Genomic DNA, 18823 nt, shown 5'->3' with positions numbered 1-18823 from the left:
CATGTCACACACTACGTTTGCTGGAAGCGCTTCTGGGACTGCGGATGGTTCCCTCGTCGGCAAGGTCGCCGTCGTCACCGGCGCCGCCCGCGGCATCGGTTTCGCTGCCGCGCGGGCTTACGCCGCTCAGGGCGCCACCGTGGTCATCTCCGACATCGACGCATCCGCTGCGGCGTCCGCTGCGGCTACCCTGCCGAAGGCCGTTGCGGTGCAATGCGATGTGAGCAATGAACGCAGCGTCGCCGAACTCTTCGAGCACACGGCAGATCGCTACGCCAAGGTCGACATTGTCGTTGCGAACGCAGGAATCGCCGGGGTTCTGCCGATCGTGGAGATGCCCTTCGCCACCTGGCGCACCATGCTGTCGATAAATCTCGACGGGGTTTTCCTCACGATGCGAACCGCTGCACGGTCGATGATCGCGTCGCAGACGGCCGGATCCATCATCACGATGGCATCGGTGACAGCCCTGGCTGGAATCCCGCTGGCTGCGCATTACGCCGCAGCTAAGGCCGGTGTGGTGAGCTTGACCAAGACCGCCGCGCTTGAACTGCGACCGGCAGGGATCAGGGTCAATGCGATCCTGCCCGGATTCGCCGAGACGGAGCTGATCACCGCGAACCGCGAGAAATACAACGCGGCGTTGGGTATTGACTTCGACACCGTCATCAGCGCAACGCAGGGAGGTTATGTCAGCGTCGACGATGTCGCCGGGCTGGCCTTGTTCCTCGCCAGCGACCGGTCGCAGTTCTGCACCGGCGGAGGGTTTGTCGTCGACGGCGGAATGACTGCCAGCTTGTTCTGACGACCCGCCATGTTCACGAGCCTTCCGCGGCTTCCTTTGGACCGCAGCAGCAGCAGTGAACTAAAAAATGTCGAACACCGTCACCACCGGAGCGTCCACCGGCGTCGGGCGGGCCCCTGCCAACGGTGTTCGCACGACATGGCCACGATCGGCTGCTGGTCACGCGATCTGAAGACAGGCCGGCCAAGGGGGCGCAAGAACTCGAGAGCAGCTACGGGATCGGTTGGCGTCCCGCCGAGGACCCGCGGGTTGCGTGCGTACTCGTGTTGGCGGGCACGTTTGACGTCTTCGGCGCTGACATGTCCGCCCGCCGTGGCATACGGGGCCAGCCTGGACGTGTTGGCCAGCCGCGGCCCTACCGCATTCTCCGTCGAACATCGTCCCAAGCGAGGTCGTCGACGATGCGTCACGCGCCCAGGTACTTCAGTGCAAGCTTTGCGGCGTTCGCCCCACACATTCCATGCGCGCCGGGTCCCGGCGGAGTCGCGGCCGAGCAGATGTACATGCCGGGTATGCCGATCCGGTAGGGGTTGAGTGCGGCCCTGGGCCCGAACGCCAGTTGACGGATGTCCTTGGCCCCGGTGAGGATGTCGCCACCGACGTAGTTGGCGTTGTAGGCGGCCATCTCGGTGGTCGAGCGGACGGTCCGCCCGACGATCCGGTCCCTGAACCCGGGCGCAAAACGCTCGATCTGGGCAATGATCGCCTCGGTGGCATCACCCGTGTAGCCATGTGGCACATGGGCGTACGTCCACACTGGATGGATGTTGCCGACGGAGCGGCCGGAGTCGGCGAGGTATTGCTGGCCGACGAGCACGAACGGGCGCTCCGGCATCCGTCCCGCATGGATGTCACGTTCGGTCGCGGCGATCTCGGCGAAGCTGCCGCCGAGATGAACCGTTCCGGCCCGATGAGCGTCGGGGTTGCGCCACGGAACGCCACCCTCCACCGCGAAGTCGACTTTGAAGGCACCCGGCCCGTACCGGTAGCGGCGAAATGCGCGCCCCACCCGCGACGGTAGGCGATCTCCGAGAATCTTGGCGACGGCGCTCGGGGCGAGGTCGAACATCGTGATGTCGGCGTGCGGGACCTGCGAGGCCGAGTCGATCCGCACCCCGGTTTCGATCTTGGCGCCAAGATCGCCGAGCAGCGACACCAGCGCGTTGGTGATCGACTGCGAACCGCCCGCGGCGACGGGCCAGCCGTGGCGGTGGCCCGCCGTGATGATGCCGATTCCGATCGCCGAGGTCATCGGGTAGTGCAGGGGCCGAAACGCGTGTGCCGCAATGCCGCCCCACAGCGCCCGGGCCTCCGGGGTGCGGAAAGTGTGTGCGAACGTGGCTGCGGGAAGTACGGTCGGGGCTCCGAACCGGGCCAACATCAACGGATGACGGGGCATCCGTAGCAGTGGGCCCATGATGTCTTGCGACAGCAGGTCGAACCTGGCCGAGGGGCCGCCGAACACGCGCTTCCACACCCTGCCGTCGGCGCCGAGTCCATCGGCCGTCGCATCGACCGACCGGCGCAGCACGCCGGCGTCACCGTTGTCGAGCGGATGCGCGCAGTCGATCTCGGGCCAGCGCCATTGCAGACCGTAACGGTCCAGTCCGAGCCCGCTGAAAAACGCTGAGCCGGCGGCCATCGGGTGAATCGCCGAGCAGTGGTCGTGCAACAAGCCGGGCAGGATGGCCTCGCTGGAGCGTGCCCCGCCGCCGACCTCGCAGGCAGCTTCCAGCACTGTTACCTGCACGCCCGCCCTTGCCAGGGCAACGGCGGCAGCGAGCCCATTGGGCCCACCGCCCACCACAACCGCGTTACTCATCCTCGACTCCCACTAGCTCGCGCGTCCGCCGCCGTTCGTGTCCAGGTCACGTTCAACGCAATTGGGCCATTGGGCAGCCAAGGCTGCTCCGCCACAGCGTCTTCGGGGTTCCATGTGCCGCGCTCTACAACACCTAGCGCCGCGTCGATGACCTTGTAGTGCTGGATCCTGCGATGGATAGGCTGCGATTCGACCCAGACGATCACTAGCTCACCCGGCTCGAACTTGGCATCCTCCTGCACGGCCCGGATCATGTCCTCATTGTGCAGATGGCCGTCACCGAAGTTGAACCCGAGAATCGAATTGGCGACCAGCTCCGCTTCGCGCACCGTCCTGTGGTCGATATCCGGGAGGTTCTTCACCAGCACGGAGTACAGGCCACGTCCCTGGCTGTGAAAGCAGCGGAACGCGAGCGTCTGCTGCAGGAATATCTCAGCCCACATCGGCTCATAGCCGACGTACACCAACTGGTCGACCTGGTTTCTCGCCGAACGCGTCACCCGGTTCAGCTTCTCCTCGGCGCCGGGTGCGAAAGCCCACACCGCGGATGCCCAGTTCCCCGCATACTGGCGCATCGCCGGCAGGAACGACACCAGGTCGGGCCGCACATTGCCGAGTACCGGGAAGAACGACAGGGTAGCCAGAAGAGCAATCGCCAGCCACGGCGAGGACATGTCCCAGACCGCGTGGCCCTCCCAGTTGGGGAATCCGAGGAACAAGAAGAGCGTCGCGTAGGCGAACAACACATTCCATTCCACCGGCACCGCCATCGGGAAGGTCGAGATGATGAACAGGTGGAATCCGACCATGATCGCCGCGGCGACGAAAGTCAGCCAGGGCCAAGGGGACAACAGCAGCGCCAAGGGGGCGATGATCTCGACCACGGTGCCCGGCCCGTGGGCCATGAAGCCTGCGAGACGCGATGGGCGCAGGTCGTGCGGGAAGTTGCGGTAATGGGCCCGCTTCAACCACTTGAAGGGCAGGGCGGGGCTGTTGCTGACCATCGGCGGGATGACGTTGGTGAAGTGGATGCCGAGCTTGGAAATGCCGGCCCAGACCCACACGGTGACGATGAGCAGTTTCAGCGCGATGATCATGTCGACGAACGGCAGTGCGGCAAAGAAGAACAACGCCGGCAGGTACTGTTCACCGCGTGCTGCGAGGAATACGGTCTTGTCCCGCAGGCCGATCACCACCAGCAACGTTATGGGCGCGCTCAGCAGTGCCGGGTTCACCAGGCCGGAGGCGTAAACCGGGAGAACCGCGGACAGCGAGTCACTGTGTACGCCGGGCAGCGCCAGTGCCACTGCCACGCTGGCGATCAACGCCAGGTACAACACGATGTCGAACCACGTACGCCGGTTGCCCGCGGTGAACGGAACCCACTTGAACGGCCGTAGCCGAATCGTGTTGACCTTCAACCAAAACCGGTATCCGCCGGTCATTGGTTTGGTCTTGCCGGCCAGCGGGCCCCACGATCCTGCCAGGCCGATCAGCTCCAGGAGCACCGTCCACAGGATCATCTTCTGGTAGACGATGGGCTCGCTCCACCACTCTGATACATGCCAGAACGCCGGCAGCCCGGAGGTGAGCGTGGCGACAAGGACGCCGCCAAGGGCATAGAAGAAGACCAACTTGGCGATGTAGATGGTGTGCACCACTCTCGGCACACCGTATCCATGGTCCACCCACTTCAACGTGAGCAACCTGATGCGCTCCATCAGGGGCAGCTGGAGGAATGATTCGGGTTCAACCGTAGGCAGATTCGGCGTCGTGAATCCCATGATCGGCTCATTTGAGGTGGTTCTCAGTCTTGGCGGGTCAGCATTGTCTGAGCGACGGTTTGTCGATCTTGCCGACCGCGTTCTTGGGCAGGTCGTCAAGAATCGTGATCTCCACCGGGACTTTGTATTTCGACAGTGACGCGCGCAGGTGCGCGTCAATCTTGTCGGCTGCGAACTCAGCTCCCGAATTCAGCGATACGAACAGCACCGGCTCTTCGCCGTACACGGGGTGGGTGCGGCCGACCACGGCCGCCTCGGCGATCTGCGGCAACTGATAGACGACGGACTCGATCTCCTTGGGATAGATGTTCTCGCCGCCGCGGATGATCATGTCCTTCGCGCGGTCGATCAACACGAGGTAGCCGTCTTCGTCCAGGTACCCGATGTCCCCGGTGCGCAGCCAGCCGTCGACGATCGTCTTCGCCGTCTCCTCGGGCCGGTTCAGGTAGCCGCGCATCACATTGCGGCCGTTGATGAGGACCTCGCCGGCCTCGCCGTCAGGAACCGATGTACCGCCAGGTCCGACGATGCGAATCGCCTGTCCCGGTAGTGGAAGGCCGACAGTATCGGGCTTGCGCTTGCCGTTGAGCGGGTTGACGGTGCTGCCGCATGTTCCCTCCGACAACCCGTACCCCTCGATCACGGGTATGCCGTAGCGGGTCTCGAACTTGTCCAGCAGTTCCTTACTGGCCGGAGCGGCCCCGCAGAGGGCGAACCGCACCGAAGAAGTGTCGGGCCGCGTGTCGTCGGGCAGGTCGGCAAGCATCGTGTAGATCGTCGGGACGGCCGAGAAATAGGTGGGGCGGCGCTTTTCGATCCGGTCGAAAAACGTTTCCGGGCTGAACCGCCCGGCGATTGTCGTGCGGCCACCCGCGATCAGCGGGGCCAGTGTGCTGACGACGATCCCGTTGACGTGGAACAACGGGAGGATAAGTAGGCTGTGGTCGTCACTGCTCAGCGAGAACGCATCGATCGTCATGCGGCACATCGCATTCAAGTTGCCTTGGTCGAGCACGACGCCCTTCGGCCGTCCCGTCGTGCCGCTGGTGTAAATCAGCAGCGCGAACGCGTCGTCGCGGTGTGCTGGGGGTGTGACGGCCGTCGACCCCGAGGCCGCCATCAGTTCGTCGACGGTGAGCACCGTCCCAATCGGGGCATCGAAGCCGAGCGGCTCCTCGACGACGAGTACCTTCGCTGCGGCATCGGTGATCTGGTACGACACCTCCGCAGGCACGAGGGTGGGGCTGACGGGCGTGACCGCGGCGCCGAGTCGCCACGCGGCGAACATCGCCACCACGAACGCCGCCCGGTTGGGCAGCATGATCGCCACCACGTCGCCGGGCTCGATGCCGTGTGTGTGCAAGGTCGCGCTGGCGCGACACACGGCACGCAGGAACTCCGTGTTGCTCAGCTCGACGGAGTCGTCAGCTATCGCGGGAGCTTCGGGGGCCCGGGCCGCCCGCACGTCGGGCACTGCCGAAAGGTTCATCAAGGGGTCCTCGGTGGTTGTCTCGAAGTGGATGAACCAACGGTAGGAATCAGCCCCCGGAGACACACCGTTGCGAACCGATGAACTTCGCTGCCGGCACTGTCGCCGGAAGACAGTGGCGACCGCCAAAAGTGCTCGCCGATCCCGCACGCGTTCTAACCTGCAATGCATGGGCGCTCGGGCCCGCCACGACGAGACGGCCGTTCGCGAAGCCGCTGCGGTCGTGATGGAGCGGTTGATCGGTCGACAGAGCGAGGTTTCCCTCGCGATCGAGCAGCGCCTGGTGGCGGAGATCGAGGAGCTGAAGGGCGATTCCGGACTCGTCGAACTCCTGAACGCGAGCACGGGCAGCAACATCGGGGCCGTTTTTCACGCGCTTCGCTACGAGATACCTCTGGAGAACTTCGCGATGCCAACCGCGGCCATGGAGTACGCGCGGCGGTTGGCCCAGCGTGGGGTGCCGATGAACGCACTGGTCCGCGCTTATCGGCTGGGCCATGGATTGGTACTGCGCGCCGCGGTCGAGGAAATCAAGGACACAGGCTTCGACACTTCGCTGGGATTCGCGGTGTTGGAACGAATCTCCGCAGCCACCTTCGTCTACATCGACTGGATTTCCCAACAGGTCGTTGCCACGTACGAACGCGAGCGGGACAACTGGTTGAAGAACCGCGACAGCTTGCGCGCGATGCGCGTGCGCGAAGTGCTCGAGGCCACCGACGTTGACGTGGACGCGGTCACCTCGGCCATCCGGTACCCGTTGCGCCGACGTCATCTCGGGCTGGTGCTGTGGCTACCCGCGGAGACCGACGGCGACGAGCTGATCCGGCTCGAGCGATTCCTTTCCGAGCTCGGTGAATCGCTTGCCACACAAGGCAGTCCGCTGTTCGTAGCCGAGGACAAGGTCAGCGGTTGGGGGTGGATACCCCTGGAGTCCACCGCGACTCCGACGGTGGTCGCCGATATCCGGAGCTTCGTCGCCAACTACGCGTCCCCACCGTCGGTGGCCGTCGGCTCACCGGCGGCCGGGGTGGAGGGTTTTCAGCGGACCCATCGTCAAGCACAGCGAGCACGCAACGTCGCGGTCGCAGCCGGGCCGGACGCGATGCCGGTCACCAGCGTCGCCGATCCTGGCCTGTACGCGGGATCACTGCTGTGCGACAACCTTGACGAGGTGCGCGAGTGGGTGCACGAGATTCTCGGGCCCCTGTCATCGGCCACGGACAACGATGCTCGCTTGCGCGAGACACTGCGAACCTTCCTCCGCGCCGGCGCCAGCTATAAGGCCGCCGCAGATGAACTTAACCTGCACTTCAATTCGGTCAAATACCGCATCCAGCGAGCGGTCGAGCGTCGCGGCGCGCCGATCGATGACGCCAGTCGCTTGGACGTCGAACTCGCGCTACTCGTGTGCCACTGGTTCGGCGGATCCATCCTGCAATCCAAGCCGTGACACTCGGCACGCATGCTAGTGAGACTGTCTTTCCTCGGCCCCGACATGCCGCAACAGGGGTCACTGCTGAGCGGTCAAGAGCCGAAGGAGGTGCGCTGAACTGTGCAAATGAGACTGTTGAAGAAAGTTCCCATCCCGCCGTCGAACAGGATTAGTCACGGCGGTCCGCTATCGACATCAGCCAATGACCTGGTGTCCGAGGGGGGACTTGGCCACTTACGACACGGGTTCTGACCTGGCGAATCGGTACCTGATCGTCATCCATGCCGGGGTCGACCCACCTCTGACGTCGAGCGGTCGGATTAGGGGTCGAGTTGGGCGGGGGCGAGTCGGCACCCGGCGGCTTGGGCTCCGGCGTGCAGGCGTCGGTCCCAAACGGCGACGATCAGGCCGGGTTCGCCGACTGCCAACGCGCTGGCCAGATGGACAGCGTCGGCTTCGCGCAAGGCATGGGCGCGGGCGAGGCGGCCGGCGTGCTGTTCAACCGTGGCGGTGAGTTCGATTGGGCGGGTGGCGGCCCAGAAGTCCTCCCAGTCACGCTCGGCGTCGGCGAGCTCGGATTCGGTTAGGTCGTGATTGCGGGCTGCTGCAGCGAGTGCGGCGCGGACTTCGGGGTAGGCCAGGCGGCTGGACAATGCGGCGTCGCAGCCGTCCCACAGCGCGGATGCCAGCGAGCTTCCTGTCTCGGTGGTGAGAAGTTTAACGAAGGCGCTGGCGTCGAAGTAGACGAGCGGCACCGGTCAGCGCCGCTGGTCGCTGACCTGGTCAGACACCGGCCGCCGCGGTCGGGGCCGGGACCGTCCCGCAGCGACGGGCCGCTGCGCGGTGGCCCTGGCAATCACGCCTTCGGCCGTGAGACGCTCCAAGGTGCCTGCGCTGTCCAGCGCAGCGAGTCGCGCGACCGGAATCCCGCGGTCGGTGATGACGACCTCATCACCAGCCCGAACTCGATCGAGCCAATCGCTAAGGTGCGCGCGCAACTCGGTCACGGATACCTCCACACCGTGAACTGTACACTCGCTGAACCGTGATTTGTACATGTCACTTCTGAGTGTGGCAACGACGACCTGAGAGATTGACCCGCGCAAGCCGGAGGCGAGGTGGCAACGGGCCGGTACACCGATTCGTCCGCGGTGCTGGCGACGCCGAGACGGTCGATATTATGGTGGCTGGTGGCCTTCCGTCCAAGCTGCATCCGAAGGTGTTGCGGCGGAAGGTGTTTGCCGTCCCCGGTGGGACTTCGGCGCGGCTGGCGTTCGTGGTCAGCTGTATGAAGACGGCAGCGCCTCGGTGTCGGACGCCGGGTCTAGCTTGCAGCAGCGGGCTCTTGAATTCTCTGCGTGAGGTGCTGTGTGCGGTGACTGCCGACGATCGCCTTCATTGGCGTTCTGTTGCCAGCGACCCGATTGAACGACTCTCCCAGTAGTAACAGTTGGCCTGAGTCGCGAAGAACCTCGACATCCCTTGGATCGTATTCGTATGACGGAGCGTGCTTCAAGCTGGTGTAGGCGTCCCAGAACAGTTGGCTCCACATGTCCAGTTGGTGGCATTACCCCGAGACCGTGGCTAAGAGACCGAAATCACAACTACCCGTTTGAAATTCAATAGCCCACAACTGACTAGGAACATAAGGGGTAACCGAGCTTCAACTTGGGTGCGATTGCTGAACAACCGTTTTTACTCAATCGTCACGTCGAGGGGCTCGCCCATCGGGCGGCCAGGAGTCGGTACCCGACTCAAGCGGAATATTCAAGGATCGAAGCAGGATCGAAAAGAGCCGCCAATTGGCGATCGCTCCGACAAGTTCGACCAAAACCGCGTGATCGCCATTGAATGCCTTGTGGCACGCGGCCCAGTTTTCCTCGGCAATGACCCCGTCACGTACCACATCATCGGTCGCCGCCAGGACCGCACGCTCGGCATGGCCCAGACGATTGGAACTCTGCCAGTCACGCACCGCCAGAAGGTCATCCGAAGCCACACCGAGCAGCGTCGCGATTCGCCAATGCTGTGTCCACTCATATACCGACCCCGTTACCCAGCCGATGCGCATGATGATCAATTCGCGTAGCCGGGCGTCGAGCACACCGTTAAATAGCAGCGCCTCAAGCATTCCGTACAGGGCCACTGCGAGGCTCGGCTGGTGAAGTGCCACGCGAAATACTGACAGTTCTGCCATCTCTGCGGGCAGCCCACACTCGGCAGCCCGCAGCCGGGCCTGCTCAAGGTCGAGCATCGGTACGCGTTCCGTTCTCGTCACGTGTGACCTTCCTCTGTTGAAGCTCCGCATGCTGTGAGGGCGTGGGCACGAAGACGTTGTGCAGGGCCGCACTCGATTTGGCATTTTCATCTGCAAGCGAACTGAGCAGCGGCGCGAGACCAGCGAATCCGGTTGATTCTCTTGTGATCCGGTCGAACGGCCAGCGGCGCGTGGCCAGAATCTCGAGGGCTGCCCGGTAGGCGGGATACTCCACGCCGAGTGCACCGGCGATGTGTAATTCCTTATACACCAGCGTGTCTGGTTCAAAGCCGGGCGCGCCGCCTCCGCCGCGGGTGCCAGCAACCACGACCCTGCCGCCAGGCCTGGCAAGGGCGACGGCGTCGGCGAACGCGGAGGGTGCTTTGGCGGTGACATCGATGACCACGTCGGCAAGCTGTCCGCCTGTCTCACGCTGGAGCGCTGTCACTGCATCGTCCTGCGATACGTCGATGGGCAGGTCGACACCGAATGATCTGGCTATGGCCAGTCGCTGATCGTCGCGTGGACCGATGCCGGTCATCGCGACGAAAGCGGCTCCCGCCTCTTTCGCCGCCACCGCCGCGCAGATCCCGCGGATGCCCGGTCCCAGTATCGCTACGATACCCCCCGCCTTGGTGTCGGGAAGAGTTTTCCCCCATTGGATACCGGCCCCGAGAGGGTTGAACAACGTGGCGAGAACGGGGTCCATGTCTTCGGCAATCGGGAGTAGCATCGCGTCCCACGGAAGCTCCACATGGGTGGCGTATCCGCCCCATAACCCGGCGCCGATCTCCACGTCGACGAACCCGAACATGGTGGCGATGCCGTTCACCGCACATCGCCGGTATTCGCCGCGGCGACACTCCGGGCAGTCTCGGCAGGACCGGAACACCTCGACGGCCACGCGCTGGCCGGCCCGGACGCACCAGCGTTCGCTGGCCGCATTGCCGACATGTTCGACGATGCCGACGATTTCGTGACCTGGAACGAATGAGAAGCCGGCAGGCAGGTGTCCGGTGAATTGTTCGTGATCTGTACCGCATAGACCACATGCTTCAACTCGCAGGATCGCACCGCGGTCACCGACGTCGGGGATGGTCATCTGGCGCCGCTCCAGATTCCGCGGTCCGGTCAACACCATGGCCTCGGCGATCATGGAAGCTCGAATCCCGTGGACGACCCTGTGTTTCGGAGGCAAACCGTTCTGCCAACGTACATCTCGCCCGCCATCGCCTCGGCAATCTGCGGATCGTCGCTGCGTGCGACGACTCTTCGCCCGTCGGACAGGTGCGCGATGGTCGGTGTCCATCGAGGTCGCCCGTCTCGGTCGTATTCGACCGTGTACCCGTCCACTGTCGCGCGACCGGTCGCCTCGTCGACGCCTGCGACGGCCAGCCGCGATGAATCGATCGGAGTTTGTTCGTCTGCCGTGTCGATCAGTCGCCACCCGGTTGGTGGAGGGGTGGCCGACCACACACCGACCGAATGTTTCGTCGAATACCAACCGAGGCCGGTGACGACGTCGTCCCCGCGATGGGTGACTTCGCCTACGCCGACCGCCACCGGAGTACGCGCTTCTACCGACAATCGATCACTCGCTCAGGGCCACGGGCTGTTGTGAGACACGAATGCGATGGTGTCATATCTGCAGTCAAGCCACAATGGTGTGCGCCCGCGGCATACTGGCTGTTGTGTCGACGAAGTTGGTGCGATGGGGTGCCGCCGCGCCGTCAGATCGTGATTCCGCTCGCGACCGATTGCTAGATGCTGCCGAGCGGTGCCTAGAGAGTTGCGGCGTGGTAGGCACGACCATGGAGGACATCGGCAGAACAGCGGGTGTCTCCAGGGCAACGGTGTATCGCTACTTCCCTAATCGGGAGGCGGTGATGTCGGGCGTCATCATTCGCGCCGCCGAGCGCTATCTCGATCGCATCAACCCCCGGATCGCGGAGCACACCGATCTGGGCTCCGCTCTCGTCGATTTCGTGGAATACACAGTTGAGGCCGCGCGCCGCGAAGAGATCATCGGATTGTTGTTCGGCAGCGACGAGGAACTCGCCGGCGTTGGCCTCGCGGCGGGGACCTCGACGTCACTCTTCGAACTCGTCACCGAGTTTCTCCGTCCCATCTTCAGGAGACACTGGAGTTACGTAGAACCGGGCGTCTCCGTCGACGACGCCGCCGAGTGGGTTCTCCGCACGATACTGAGCCTGCTGACTGTTCGAGGACCGCGGGAGCGCAGTCGTGACGGGCTCCGGACATTTCTTTCAAGGTTTCTCCTTCCCGCAATCCTGGCGAGCGACCATTGTCGACCGATGTGACAGACAAGGCGTAATGTCTCAACCACAGCTGAGGTAGGAGGCCGGACATGTCTGTGCAGTTCACCGCGTTCAACCAGCAGGTCGCTGAACAACTGCAGAGCGCAGCAGAAACCACGGGCGGGCTGGCCGGTTACCTCGGCTTCCGGCACACTGAATTCACTGCTGGACGGCTCGTCGCGGAGATGGACGCACGCGACGACCTGAAGACGCCTTTCGGCAACTTGCATGGCGGCTGCTTGTCGGCCATGGTCGACCATTGCCTTGGAGTGGTGTTTTATCCCGTGATTCCGATGGGATCCTGGGTCGCGACGACGGAGTTCAAACTGAATTTGCTTCGTCCAGTCTCCAGCGGAACCTGTGTAGCCACGGCTGAGATCATCTCGCTGGGCAGAACCAGCGGTGTGGCACGTATCGACATCTGCAACGACGGCAGAGCGGTGTGTGCGGCGCAGGGCACCGTCACCGTCGTCGCACCGAAGGCCATCTCTTGATGTCTGCAAACAGAGCACATGATTCGTCCGCTCCTGTCGTCGAGCGCGTGCCCACGGTGGATGGGCTCTCGCTGGCGGTCGACTTCTACCGCTGTGACGGACCGCGGGCGGTCGTGTTGCTCCTTCACGGCGGTGGTCAGAGCCGGCACGCCTGGGATGTCACCGCCCAACGATTGCATCAGCGGGGCTACACCGTTGCCGCCTACGACGCAAGGGGACATGGTGACAGCGACTGGGATCCAGACGGACGCTATGACATCGAACGGCTGGGGTCCGACCTGTTGGCCGTGCGCGCGTACGCCGGCTCCGCCCGCCCAGTTGCCGCGATCGGGGCATCGTTGGGCGGTTTGACCATCCTCGGCACGCACTTGCTCGCCCCATCGGAGCTATGGCAGGCCGTCGTCCTGGTTGACATCACTCCGCGAATGCAGATGCACGGCGCCCGCCGAGTCCTATCGTTCATGTCGGCCCATCCCGAAGGTTTCGACAGCCTAGAGTCGGCCGCTGACGTGATCGCCGCCTACAACCCGCACCGCCCTCGCCCCGAAAACGTCGACGGCCTTCAAAAAGTCCTCCGCCGACGTGGAGACGGTCGCTGGGCCTGGCGATGGGATCCGGCGTTTGCGACGTCGAATTTTCAGTTCCTGCAGAGTGATTCAGACGACGGCGCAGAGGAGTTCGAGATGATGAGCGCATTCCTTGTCGATGGCGCGCGACAGGTGTCCGCGCCGGCGCTGCTGGTCCGCGGCCTGCTGTCGGACATAGTCTCCGAAGAGACAGTGAAGGATTTCCTCACCTTGGTTCCCCACGCGCAAACCGTTGACGTGTCGGGCGCGGGCCACATGGTTGCTGGCGACAACAACGACGCATTCTCGACGGCGGTCGTCGACTTTCTCGACCGTACCGTTTGACGCCAGTCGTCGGGCTGCGCGGGAGATCCCAGTTCGCCACCTATTCTGCTCGTATGCCAACTGATTCGGCGCGGATGTCGTTTCGCCGACATATCCGCGAGCAGGTCTTGAGGGCGACACGGGAACTCACCATTGAGAAGGGCTGGGAACAAGTCCGAGTGAGTGAGGTCGCCGAACTTGTCGGCGTCTCCCGACCGACGCTATACAAGGAGTTCGGCGATAAGCAGGGACTTGGTGACGCGCTCGTGGTGGCCGAGGGTCAGCGCTTCCTGGAGGGTATCCACGCCATCCTCGCCGAACACACCGGCGACGTTCAGGGCGGCATCACCGCAGCGGTGCGGTTCACCCTGCGTGAAGCAGAAGCCAGTCCGCTCCTGAAGTCGGTGCTGACGTCCAGCCACTCAGGGGATGATCGCGCCGGTGCGCCGACGACGGGCGTTCTTCCTCTCCTGCCGACATCGGCGTCCCTGCTCCAGCTCTCCTCCGCGGCTTTGGTCGCGTGGTTTCACGACCACTTCGCCGATCTCGACTCCGAAGACGTCGAGGAGGTCGCAGACGTTCTGGTGCGGCTCACCGTGAGTCACGTCGTCCTTCCCTCCGCGGACATCGCCACCACGGGTGCGCGGATCTCGCGGGTGGCGCTCCGCTACCTCGGCGTTGGCTATAGATAGCTGTGACTTGAGCGGTCTTAGCCTCGATCCACTGACAATGGACTGTTTGTCGGGGTGTCGGGATAAGGAAAGTGCGTTCTGAGCTGGGAAGATTGATATTGTTCAGGCAACAATCGGTCCAGTTCGAGAACGGCACTTCCGGCGCGAGTGTCCCACACGTTCACCCCGCGGTCCGATGTGTTCGATGAGGACATCTGGTGTCGTGCGCGGGCCTGGTGCCGGTGATGGCGCTGGCTGAGCAGGCAGGCCTATCGGAGTTGTTGGCCAACAAGATTCACATCGCAGCTCCCAGGGTCAAGTCGAGGTCGGCCAATCCGGCTCCGAAACTGGCCACCCTGATCGCGAGCATGTACGCGGGCGCGGATTACATCGATGATGTCGACCTGGTCCGCGCTGGCGGCATAAAAACCCTTTTTCCGCCGGGTGTATCCCCCGTCAACGATGGGAACGCTGTTGCGGGAGTTCACTTTCGGTTATGCCCGCCAATTGGATTCGGTGCTGGCCGAGCATCTGGCCGGCTTGTGTGACCGGGTGAATCTGCTGCCCGGCGCGCAGGCTCGGGCCTTCATCGAACACCCGGGGAGAGGCGACGCTGCAGAAAGACGCCGCAAAGGTCGGGATCTCCGGACCCGCCGGGACAGCTCAATGTGGTGAGAGCCGAAACTCGCTCGGAGAGCGGCCGGTCCATCGCTTGAAGGCGTGTGAGAAGTTGGCGAGGTCGCTGTATCCGAGATCCGTGGCGATCTCACTCACCGATAGGGATCGGTCGAGTAGCTGCAGCATCGCGCGCTCGCGCAGGAATGCTTGGCGCAACTCGCGAAAGGTGGTCTCCTCTTCGGAGAGGCGCCGCTTGAGTGTGCTGGTGGACATCGACAGCTCATGTGCGAACCAATGTTTACTTCGGCGTCCGGGCTCCTTCTGCAGCAGCCGTCTCACCTTCTCCGAGAACGACGTGGTTTCGCTCCGCTGGTCGAGAGTTCGCTGCAGATCGACGATGGCGAGTCGGTATGCGACGGGATCGGAGAACCGGCACACCTCGTTGAGCGTGTCCGCGGGAACATGGAGGAAGGACATCGGAGCGTCGAAGAACAGGCGCCCGGCGGTAAGGTCGTCCTCGCGATCTTTCAAGGCGGCGGGCGCTGGCCAACTCAAGTGGAGTGTGAGGGTCGGCGCCGCACGGACGAGCATGTCCAGCAGTCGCAACAACGCCAACCCGGCGTACGTGACGGCGAGGCAGTCCAGGGCACGATCGCTGGTGTGTCCCCAGAGCCCGACGGTGAGGCCTTGGTCATCTGGATGAAACTGTGCTTTGACAGCCGTCGTGATCAACGGCAGATAAGTCAGCAGCTCTACGATCTCGGCCACTGAGCCCGCGCTGACCAGCGGAACACTCAGCGGGCCGAAGGACGTCAACTGTGCCTGTTCGGCTAACGCAAATCCGAGCAGCGTTGCCTGATCGATGTCTAGACCGGGGTACGCCTCACGAAACCACCGTAACGGGGCCTGGATATCACGCTGAATCAGCGTCGCCTCGTCGGTTCCTTCGCGAGCCATGATGTTGCGAAGCCGCGCGACGGCGTCTGGGTCAAACGCCGGGCTCTCGAGCATTTGCACGAATGCGAGTGGGGGCACACCCGCGTCATTGGGGTTCACTGACCATGGCCCCTTTGAGCCGAAATCACAAGTTTCTGACTCCGGCGAACATAGCCGCAGCGCTCATCTGGCGCAAGACTTGTGTCAAGTAACTGAGGACACGCAAGGAGCCTGGCTATGGCAGTTGTCACATTTGTCTCCCACGGCGGCGAGAAGTATGAGGCGCCTCTCGAGGAAGGTCAGTCACTGATGCGGGTCGCGACCAACAATGCGGTGCCCGGCATCGACGGCGACTGCGGAGGCGAAGCCGCGTGCGGCACCTGCCATGTGATCGTCGATCCGCAATGGTCCGATCGGGTCGGCCTCTCCGGGGCCAATGAAGAGGAGATGCTCGCGATGAACCCCGAGCGTCAGCCGACCTCCCGGCTGTCCTGCCAGATGCAGGTCTCTGAGGCGTGGGACGGTTTGATCGTCCATCTGCCCGAGTTCCAACTGTGATGACGAAAGAGAGGTGAGACGTGAGCAATATTCGCGAGGCAGTCACTGCCAAGGCTCAGGCAACAATTCCGATGGACCGAATAATCCAGGGCGCCCACCTCTACGACAGAACGCGGCGCTGGGTCACCGGCACCAACGGTGAAAAAATCTTCATCGAGCGACCGATCCCGCCGGCTGACGAGGTTGAACTGACCGACATCGACCTTAGCAATCCTTTCCTCTATCGTCAGGGTCGCTGGAAGTCCTATTACGAGCGCCTACGCAACGAGGCTCCCGTGCACTATCAGGCCCACAGCGCGTTCGGCCCGTTCTGGTCGGTGACGCGGCATGCCGACATCGTGGCCGTCGACAAGAACCACGAGGTCTTCTCCTCCGAGCCGTTCATCGTCATCGGGAGCCCGCCGCGCTTCCTCGACATTGCGATGTTCATCGCGATGGACCCCCCAAAACACGACCGGCAACGGCAGGCTGTCCAGGGTGTGGTCGCACCGAAGAACCTGCGTGAGATGGAGGGCCTCATCCGCGAGCGGGTGGTAGACGTGCTCGACGCTCTGCCGCTTGGCGAACCGTTCAACTGGGTGCAGCACGTCTCGATCGAGCTAACCGCGCGCATGCTGGCCACGCTGCTGGACTTCCCGTTCGAGCAGCGGCGCAAGCTCGTCCAATGGTCCGATCTCGCCACCTCCATGGAGCAAGCCAACGGTGGGCCCTCGGACAACGACGAGATATTTCGCGGCATGGTCGATATGGCTAGAGGTCTCAGCGCTCACTGGCGGGACAAGGCAGCCCGGACAGCTGCCGGAGAGCTGCCCGGCTTCGATCTGATCACCATGTTGCAGAGCGACGAGAGCACCAAGGACCTGATCGATCGCCCGATGGAGTTCTTGGGCAACTTGGTATTGCTGATCGTGGGTGGCAACGATACGACCCGCAATTCCATGAGCGGTGGTGTTCTGGCGCTGAACGAGTTCCCTGACCAGTTTGAGAAGCTGAAGGCGAACCCCGAGCTGATCCCCAACATGGTCTCGGAGATCATCCGGTGGCAAACCCCGCTCGCGCATATGCGCCGGATCGCCAAGGCCGACACTGTGCTCAACGGGCAGTTCATCCGCAAGGGCGACAAGGTCCTGATGTGGTACGCCTCGGGCAACCGCGACGAGCGCGTGTTCGATCGGCCCGATGACCTGATTATCGATCGGGCCAACGCCCGTAACCACATCTCCTTCGGTTTCGGCGTGCACCGCTGTATGGGTAACCGGCTGGCCGAGATGCAGTTGCGGATCCTGTGGGAGGAGCTGCTTCCGCGGTTCGAGAACATCGAGGTCGTCGGTGAGCCCGAGTACGTGCAGTCCAACTTCGTGAGGGGGATCAGTAAGCTGATGGTCCGCCTCACCCCGAAAGGTGGCGCATGACCGTGCAGCGAGCGGTCATCGCGGGGGCCAGCCACGCGGGCACCCAGCTCGCCGCCAGTCTTCGCCGAGAAGGGTGGGACGGCGAAATCGTCCTCGTCGGCGATGAGTCGGCGTTGCCCTACCAGCGGCCCCCGCTGTCCAAGTCGTACCTGGCCGACAAATGCGAACTGGCCGAACTCGCGATCCGCAACTCGGATTTCTACGCCAAGCAGCGGATCCGACTCCTGGATGCGACGGTGGCGGCGGTCGACCGCTCGGCTGGTCATGTCGTGCTGAGTACCGGCGACGCACTGCCCTACGACAAGCTCGCGCTGTGCACTGGCGCCCGGCCTCGTCGGCTCCCCACCCCGGGAGCGGACCTGGCCGGAGTCTTCTACCTACGCACCGCCGCGGACGGCGAGATGATCCGAGAGGCCGCCGGCCCCGGGCGTCGGGCGGTGATCGTCGGCGGCGGCTACATCGGACTGGAGACAGCCGCCTCGTTGCGTGCACTGGGTCTGGAGGTCACCCTGCTCGAGGCGACCGGGCGCGTCCTTGAACGGGTCACCGCCCCGGAGGTATCGGAGTTCTTCGACCGGATCCACCGGGAGGAGGGCGTCAACATCCGGACGGGCACGCTGGTCGAGGCTCTGTCCGGCGACGGCAGGGTCCGCGAAGTAATCCTGGCCGGTGGCGAATCAATTCCCGCCGACCTCGTCATTGTCGGCATCGGCGTGGAGCCGAACACCGAGCTCGCCGCCACCGCGGGCCTGGTCGTCGACAACGGCGTCGTGATCGACGATCAGGCCCGGACTAGCGACCCCGACATCGTGGCCGCCGGGGACTGCGCCAGCCACGACATGGCCCGTTACGGCCGTCGCATCCGCCTGGAGTCCGTGCCGAGCGCGGCCGAGCAGGCCAAGGTCGCCGCCGCGACCGTCTGTGGGAAGTCCAAGAAGATAGCGGCCCTTCCATGGTTCTGGTCAGATCAATACGACCTCAAGCTCCAGATCGCCGGTCTCAACACCGGGTACGACGAGGTCGTCCTCAGCGGCGACCCGACCCGGGAGCGCGACTTCACCTGCTTCTACCTCCGTGCCGGCGAGCTTCTTGCCGCCGACTGCATCAACCGTCCCCGCGACTTCATGTTCAGCAAGCGGGTCATCACGCAGCAAGTCGCCGTCGAACGGGCCGAACTGGTGCTCGCCGGCTCGGACTGAGGTGCCGGCGGTGCGTAGGCGGTGGGAACGACGACGGCGGATGCGACGCGTGTCTTGGAGAGGTACTTCAGTGACAATTGCCATCCAGCCCCGCTGGCAAAGGAACGCTAGCGGCTGCCCGGCGGTCGCCTTGGC

At 63.8% G+C, this 18823-nt stretch carries 16 protein-coding genes and 3 pseudogenes; 10 read left to right on the top strand and 9 right to left on the bottom strand.

Translation table 11 applies throughout. The features are described from left to right. Position 1: 1 nt before the first annotated feature. Entirely contained in the window at positions 2-805 is an 804-nt protein-coding gene (locus A5650_RS11900) for an SDR family oxidoreductase (RefSeq protein ID WP_067290920.1), read from the top strand. A gap of 406 nt (positions 806-1211) precedes the next feature. Here A5650_RS11900 and A5650_RS11895 read toward each other — a convergent pair whose 3' ends face one another. Genes A5650_RS11895 through A5650_RS11885 form a run of 3 tightly spaced genes read right to left on the bottom strand, consistent with a single transcriptional unit; the run spans position 1212 to position 5900 of the window. After that, the gene (locus A5650_RS11895) at positions 1212-2627 is read right to left on the bottom strand and encodes a phytoene desaturase family protein (protein ID WP_067290916.1); all 1416 of its coding nucleotides are present in this window, start codon (positions 2625-2627) and stop codon (positions 1212-1214) included. After that, positions 2624-4411, bottom strand: a complete 1788-nt coding sequence (locus tag A5650_RS11890; protein WP_067290913.1) for a DUF3556 domain-containing protein — start codon at positions 4409-4411, stop codon at positions 2624-2626. The genes A5650_RS11895 and A5650_RS11890 overlap by 4 nt, the downstream gene beginning before the upstream one ends. A gap of 37 nt (positions 4412-4448) precedes the next feature. Next, positions 4449-5900 carry a class I adenylate-forming enzyme family protein gene (locus tag A5650_RS11885; protein ID WP_067291018.1) on the bottom strand — a complete coding sequence of 484 codons (1452 nt, stop codon included), beginning with the start codon at positions 5898-5900 and terminating at the stop codon, positions 4449-4451. A gap of 169 nt (positions 5901-6069) precedes the next feature. Between A5650_RS11885 and A5650_RS11880 the strand changes: the two genes are divergently transcribed. Further along, positions 6070-7353, top strand: coding sequence for a PucR family transcriptional regulator (locus tag A5650_RS11880; protein ID WP_067290911.1), 1284 nt, complete (start codon positions 6070-6072; stop codon positions 7351-7353). Positions 7354-7655: 302 nt separating this feature from the next. Here A5650_RS11880 and A5650_RS11875 read toward each other — a convergent pair whose 3' ends face one another. The 5 genes and pseudogenes from A5650_RS11875 to A5650_RS11855 all read right to left on the bottom strand — a co-directional run. Next, positions 7656-8090, bottom strand: a complete 435-nt coding sequence (locus A5650_RS11875) for a type II toxin-antitoxin system VapC family toxin (RefSeq protein WP_012394840.1) — start codon at positions 8088-8090, stop codon at positions 7656-7658. Between the two features lie 3 nt (positions 8091-8093). Further along, positions 8094-8548: pseudogene (locus A5650_RS27345) on the bottom strand (type II toxin-antitoxin system Phd/YefM family antitoxin). 486 nt (positions 8549-9034) lie between these two features. Next, positions 9035-9613 (bottom strand): carboxymuconolactone decarboxylase family protein, encoded by a 579-nt coding sequence (locus tag A5650_RS11865; protein ID WP_012394838.1) that lies wholly within the window; start codon positions 9611-9613, stop codon positions 9035-9037. Beyond that, entirely contained in the window at positions 9576-10748 is a 1173-nt protein-coding gene (locus A5650_RS11860; protein ID WP_012394837.1) for a zinc-dependent alcohol dehydrogenase, read from the bottom strand. The genes A5650_RS11865 and A5650_RS11860 overlap by 38 nt, the downstream gene beginning before the upstream one ends. After that, positions 10745-11113: pseudogene (locus A5650_RS11855) on the bottom strand (TLP1 C-terminal extension domain-containing protein); the annotation flags it as partial. The pseudogene A5650_RS11855 and the gene A5650_RS11860, both read right to left, overlap by 4 nt. 275 nt (positions 11114-11388) lie before the next feature. Here A5650_RS11855 and A5650_RS11850 point away from each other — a divergent pair. The 5 genes and pseudogenes from A5650_RS11850 to A5650_RS27340 form a co-directional block, all read left to right on the top strand. Beyond that, on the top strand, positions 11389-11913 hold the full coding sequence (locus tag A5650_RS11850; RefSeq protein ID WP_008256180.1) for a TetR/AcrR family transcriptional regulator: 525 nt from the start codon (positions 11389-11391) through the stop codon (positions 11911-11913). 53 nt (positions 11914-11966) lie between these two features. After that, positions 11967-12404, top strand: a complete 438-nt coding sequence (locus A5650_RS11845) for a PaaI family thioesterase (RefSeq protein WP_041325313.1) — start codon at positions 11967-11969, stop codon at positions 12402-12404. After that, the gene (locus A5650_RS11840; RefSeq protein ID WP_012394833.1) at positions 12404-13315 is read left to right on the top strand and encodes an alpha/beta fold hydrolase; all 912 of its coding nucleotides are present in this window, start codon (positions 12404-12406) and stop codon (positions 13313-13315) included. Before A5650_RS11845 ends, A5650_RS11840 begins: the two co-directional genes overlap by 1 nt. 92 nt (positions 13316-13407) lie before the next feature. After that, positions 13408-13986, top strand: a complete 579-nt coding sequence (locus tag A5650_RS11835; protein WP_172827193.1) for a TetR/AcrR family transcriptional regulator — start codon at positions 13408-13410, stop codon at positions 13984-13986. 147 nt (positions 13987-14133) lie between these two features. Then, positions 14134-14559, top strand: a pseudogene (locus A5650_RS27340) (IS1380 family transposase); the annotation flags it as partial. Between the two features lie 69 nt (positions 14560-14628). Here the strand turns inward: A5650_RS27340 and A5650_RS11830 are convergent. Next, positions 14629-15594, bottom strand: coding sequence for a helix-turn-helix transcriptional regulator (locus A5650_RS11830; RefSeq protein WP_046188922.1), 966 nt, complete (start codon positions 15592-15594; stop codon positions 14629-14631). 162 nt (positions 15595-15756) lie between these two features. Between A5650_RS11830 and A5650_RS11825 the strand changes: the two genes are divergently transcribed. The 3 genes from A5650_RS11825 to A5650_RS11815 all read left to right on the top strand — a co-directional run bounded on the left by A5650_RS11825 (position 15757) and on the right by A5650_RS11815 (position 18688). Continuing rightward, entirely contained in the window at positions 15757-16077 is a 321-nt protein-coding gene (locus tag A5650_RS11825) for a 2Fe-2S iron-sulfur cluster-binding protein (RefSeq protein ID WP_012394830.1), read from the top strand. 71 nt (positions 16078-16148) lie between these two features. Next, a complete protein-coding gene (locus A5650_RS11820) occupies positions 16149-17489 on the top strand; it encodes a cytochrome P450 (protein ID WP_046188902.1) in 1341 nt (446 codons plus the stop codon). Further along, a complete protein-coding gene (locus A5650_RS11815; protein WP_012394828.1) occupies positions 17486-18688 on the top strand; it encodes an NAD(P)/FAD-dependent oxidoreductase in 1203 nt (400 codons plus the stop codon). The genes A5650_RS11820 and A5650_RS11815 overlap by 4 nt, the downstream gene beginning before the upstream one ends. Positions 18689-18823 lie beyond the last annotated feature (135 nt).

Source organism: Mycobacterium sp. 1164985.4 (assembly GCF_001668575.1).
GTDB lineage: Bacteria > Actinomycetota > Actinomycetes > Mycobacteriales > Mycobacteriaceae > Mycobacterium.
Note: the sequence above shows the minus strand (reverse complement) of the source record. Positions and strands in the feature narration are given on the sequence as shown.

Coding starts and splice junctions, on each gene's coding strand:
- A5650_RS11815 (WP_012394828.1), top strand. CDS start 17,486: ATGACCGTGCAGCGAGCGGTCATCGCGGGGGCCAGCCACGCGGGCACC.
- A5650_RS11840 (WP_012394833.1), top strand. CDS start 12,404: ATGTCTGCAAACAGAGCACATGATTCGTCCGCTCCTGTCGTCGAGCGC.
- A5650_RS11890 (WP_067290913.1), bottom strand. CDS start 4,411: ATGGGATTCACGACGCCGAATCTGCCTACGGTTGAACCCGAATCATTC.
- A5650_RS11825 (WP_012394830.1), top strand. CDS start 15,757: ATGGCAGTTGTCACATTTGTCTCCCACGGCGGCGAGAAGTATGAGGCG.
- A5650_RS11860 (WP_012394837.1), bottom strand. CDS start 10,748: ATGATCGCCGAGGCCATGGTGTTGACCGGACCGCGGAATCTGGAGCGG.
- A5650_RS11830 (WP_046188922.1), bottom strand. CDS start 15,594: ATGCTCGAGAGCCCGGCGTTTGACCCAGACGCCGTCGCGCGGCTTCGC.
- A5650_RS11880 (WP_067290911.1), top strand. CDS start 6,070: ATGGGCGCTCGGGCCCGCCACGACGAGACGGCCGTTCGCGAAGCCGCT.
- A5650_RS11895 (WP_067290916.1), bottom strand. CDS start 2,627: ATGAGTAACGCGGTTGTGGTGGGCGGTGGGCCCAATGGGCTCGCTGCC.
- A5650_RS11900 (WP_067290920.1), top strand. CDS start 2: ATGTCACACACTACGTTTGCTGGAAGCGCTTCTGGGACTGCGGATGGT.
- A5650_RS11820 (WP_046188902.1), top strand. CDS start 16,149: ATGGACCGAATAATCCAGGGCGCCCACCTCTACGACAGAACGCGGCGC.
- A5650_RS11885 (WP_067291018.1), bottom strand. CDS start 5,900: ATGAACCTTTCGGCAGTGCCCGACGTGCGGGCGGCCCGGGCCCCCGAA.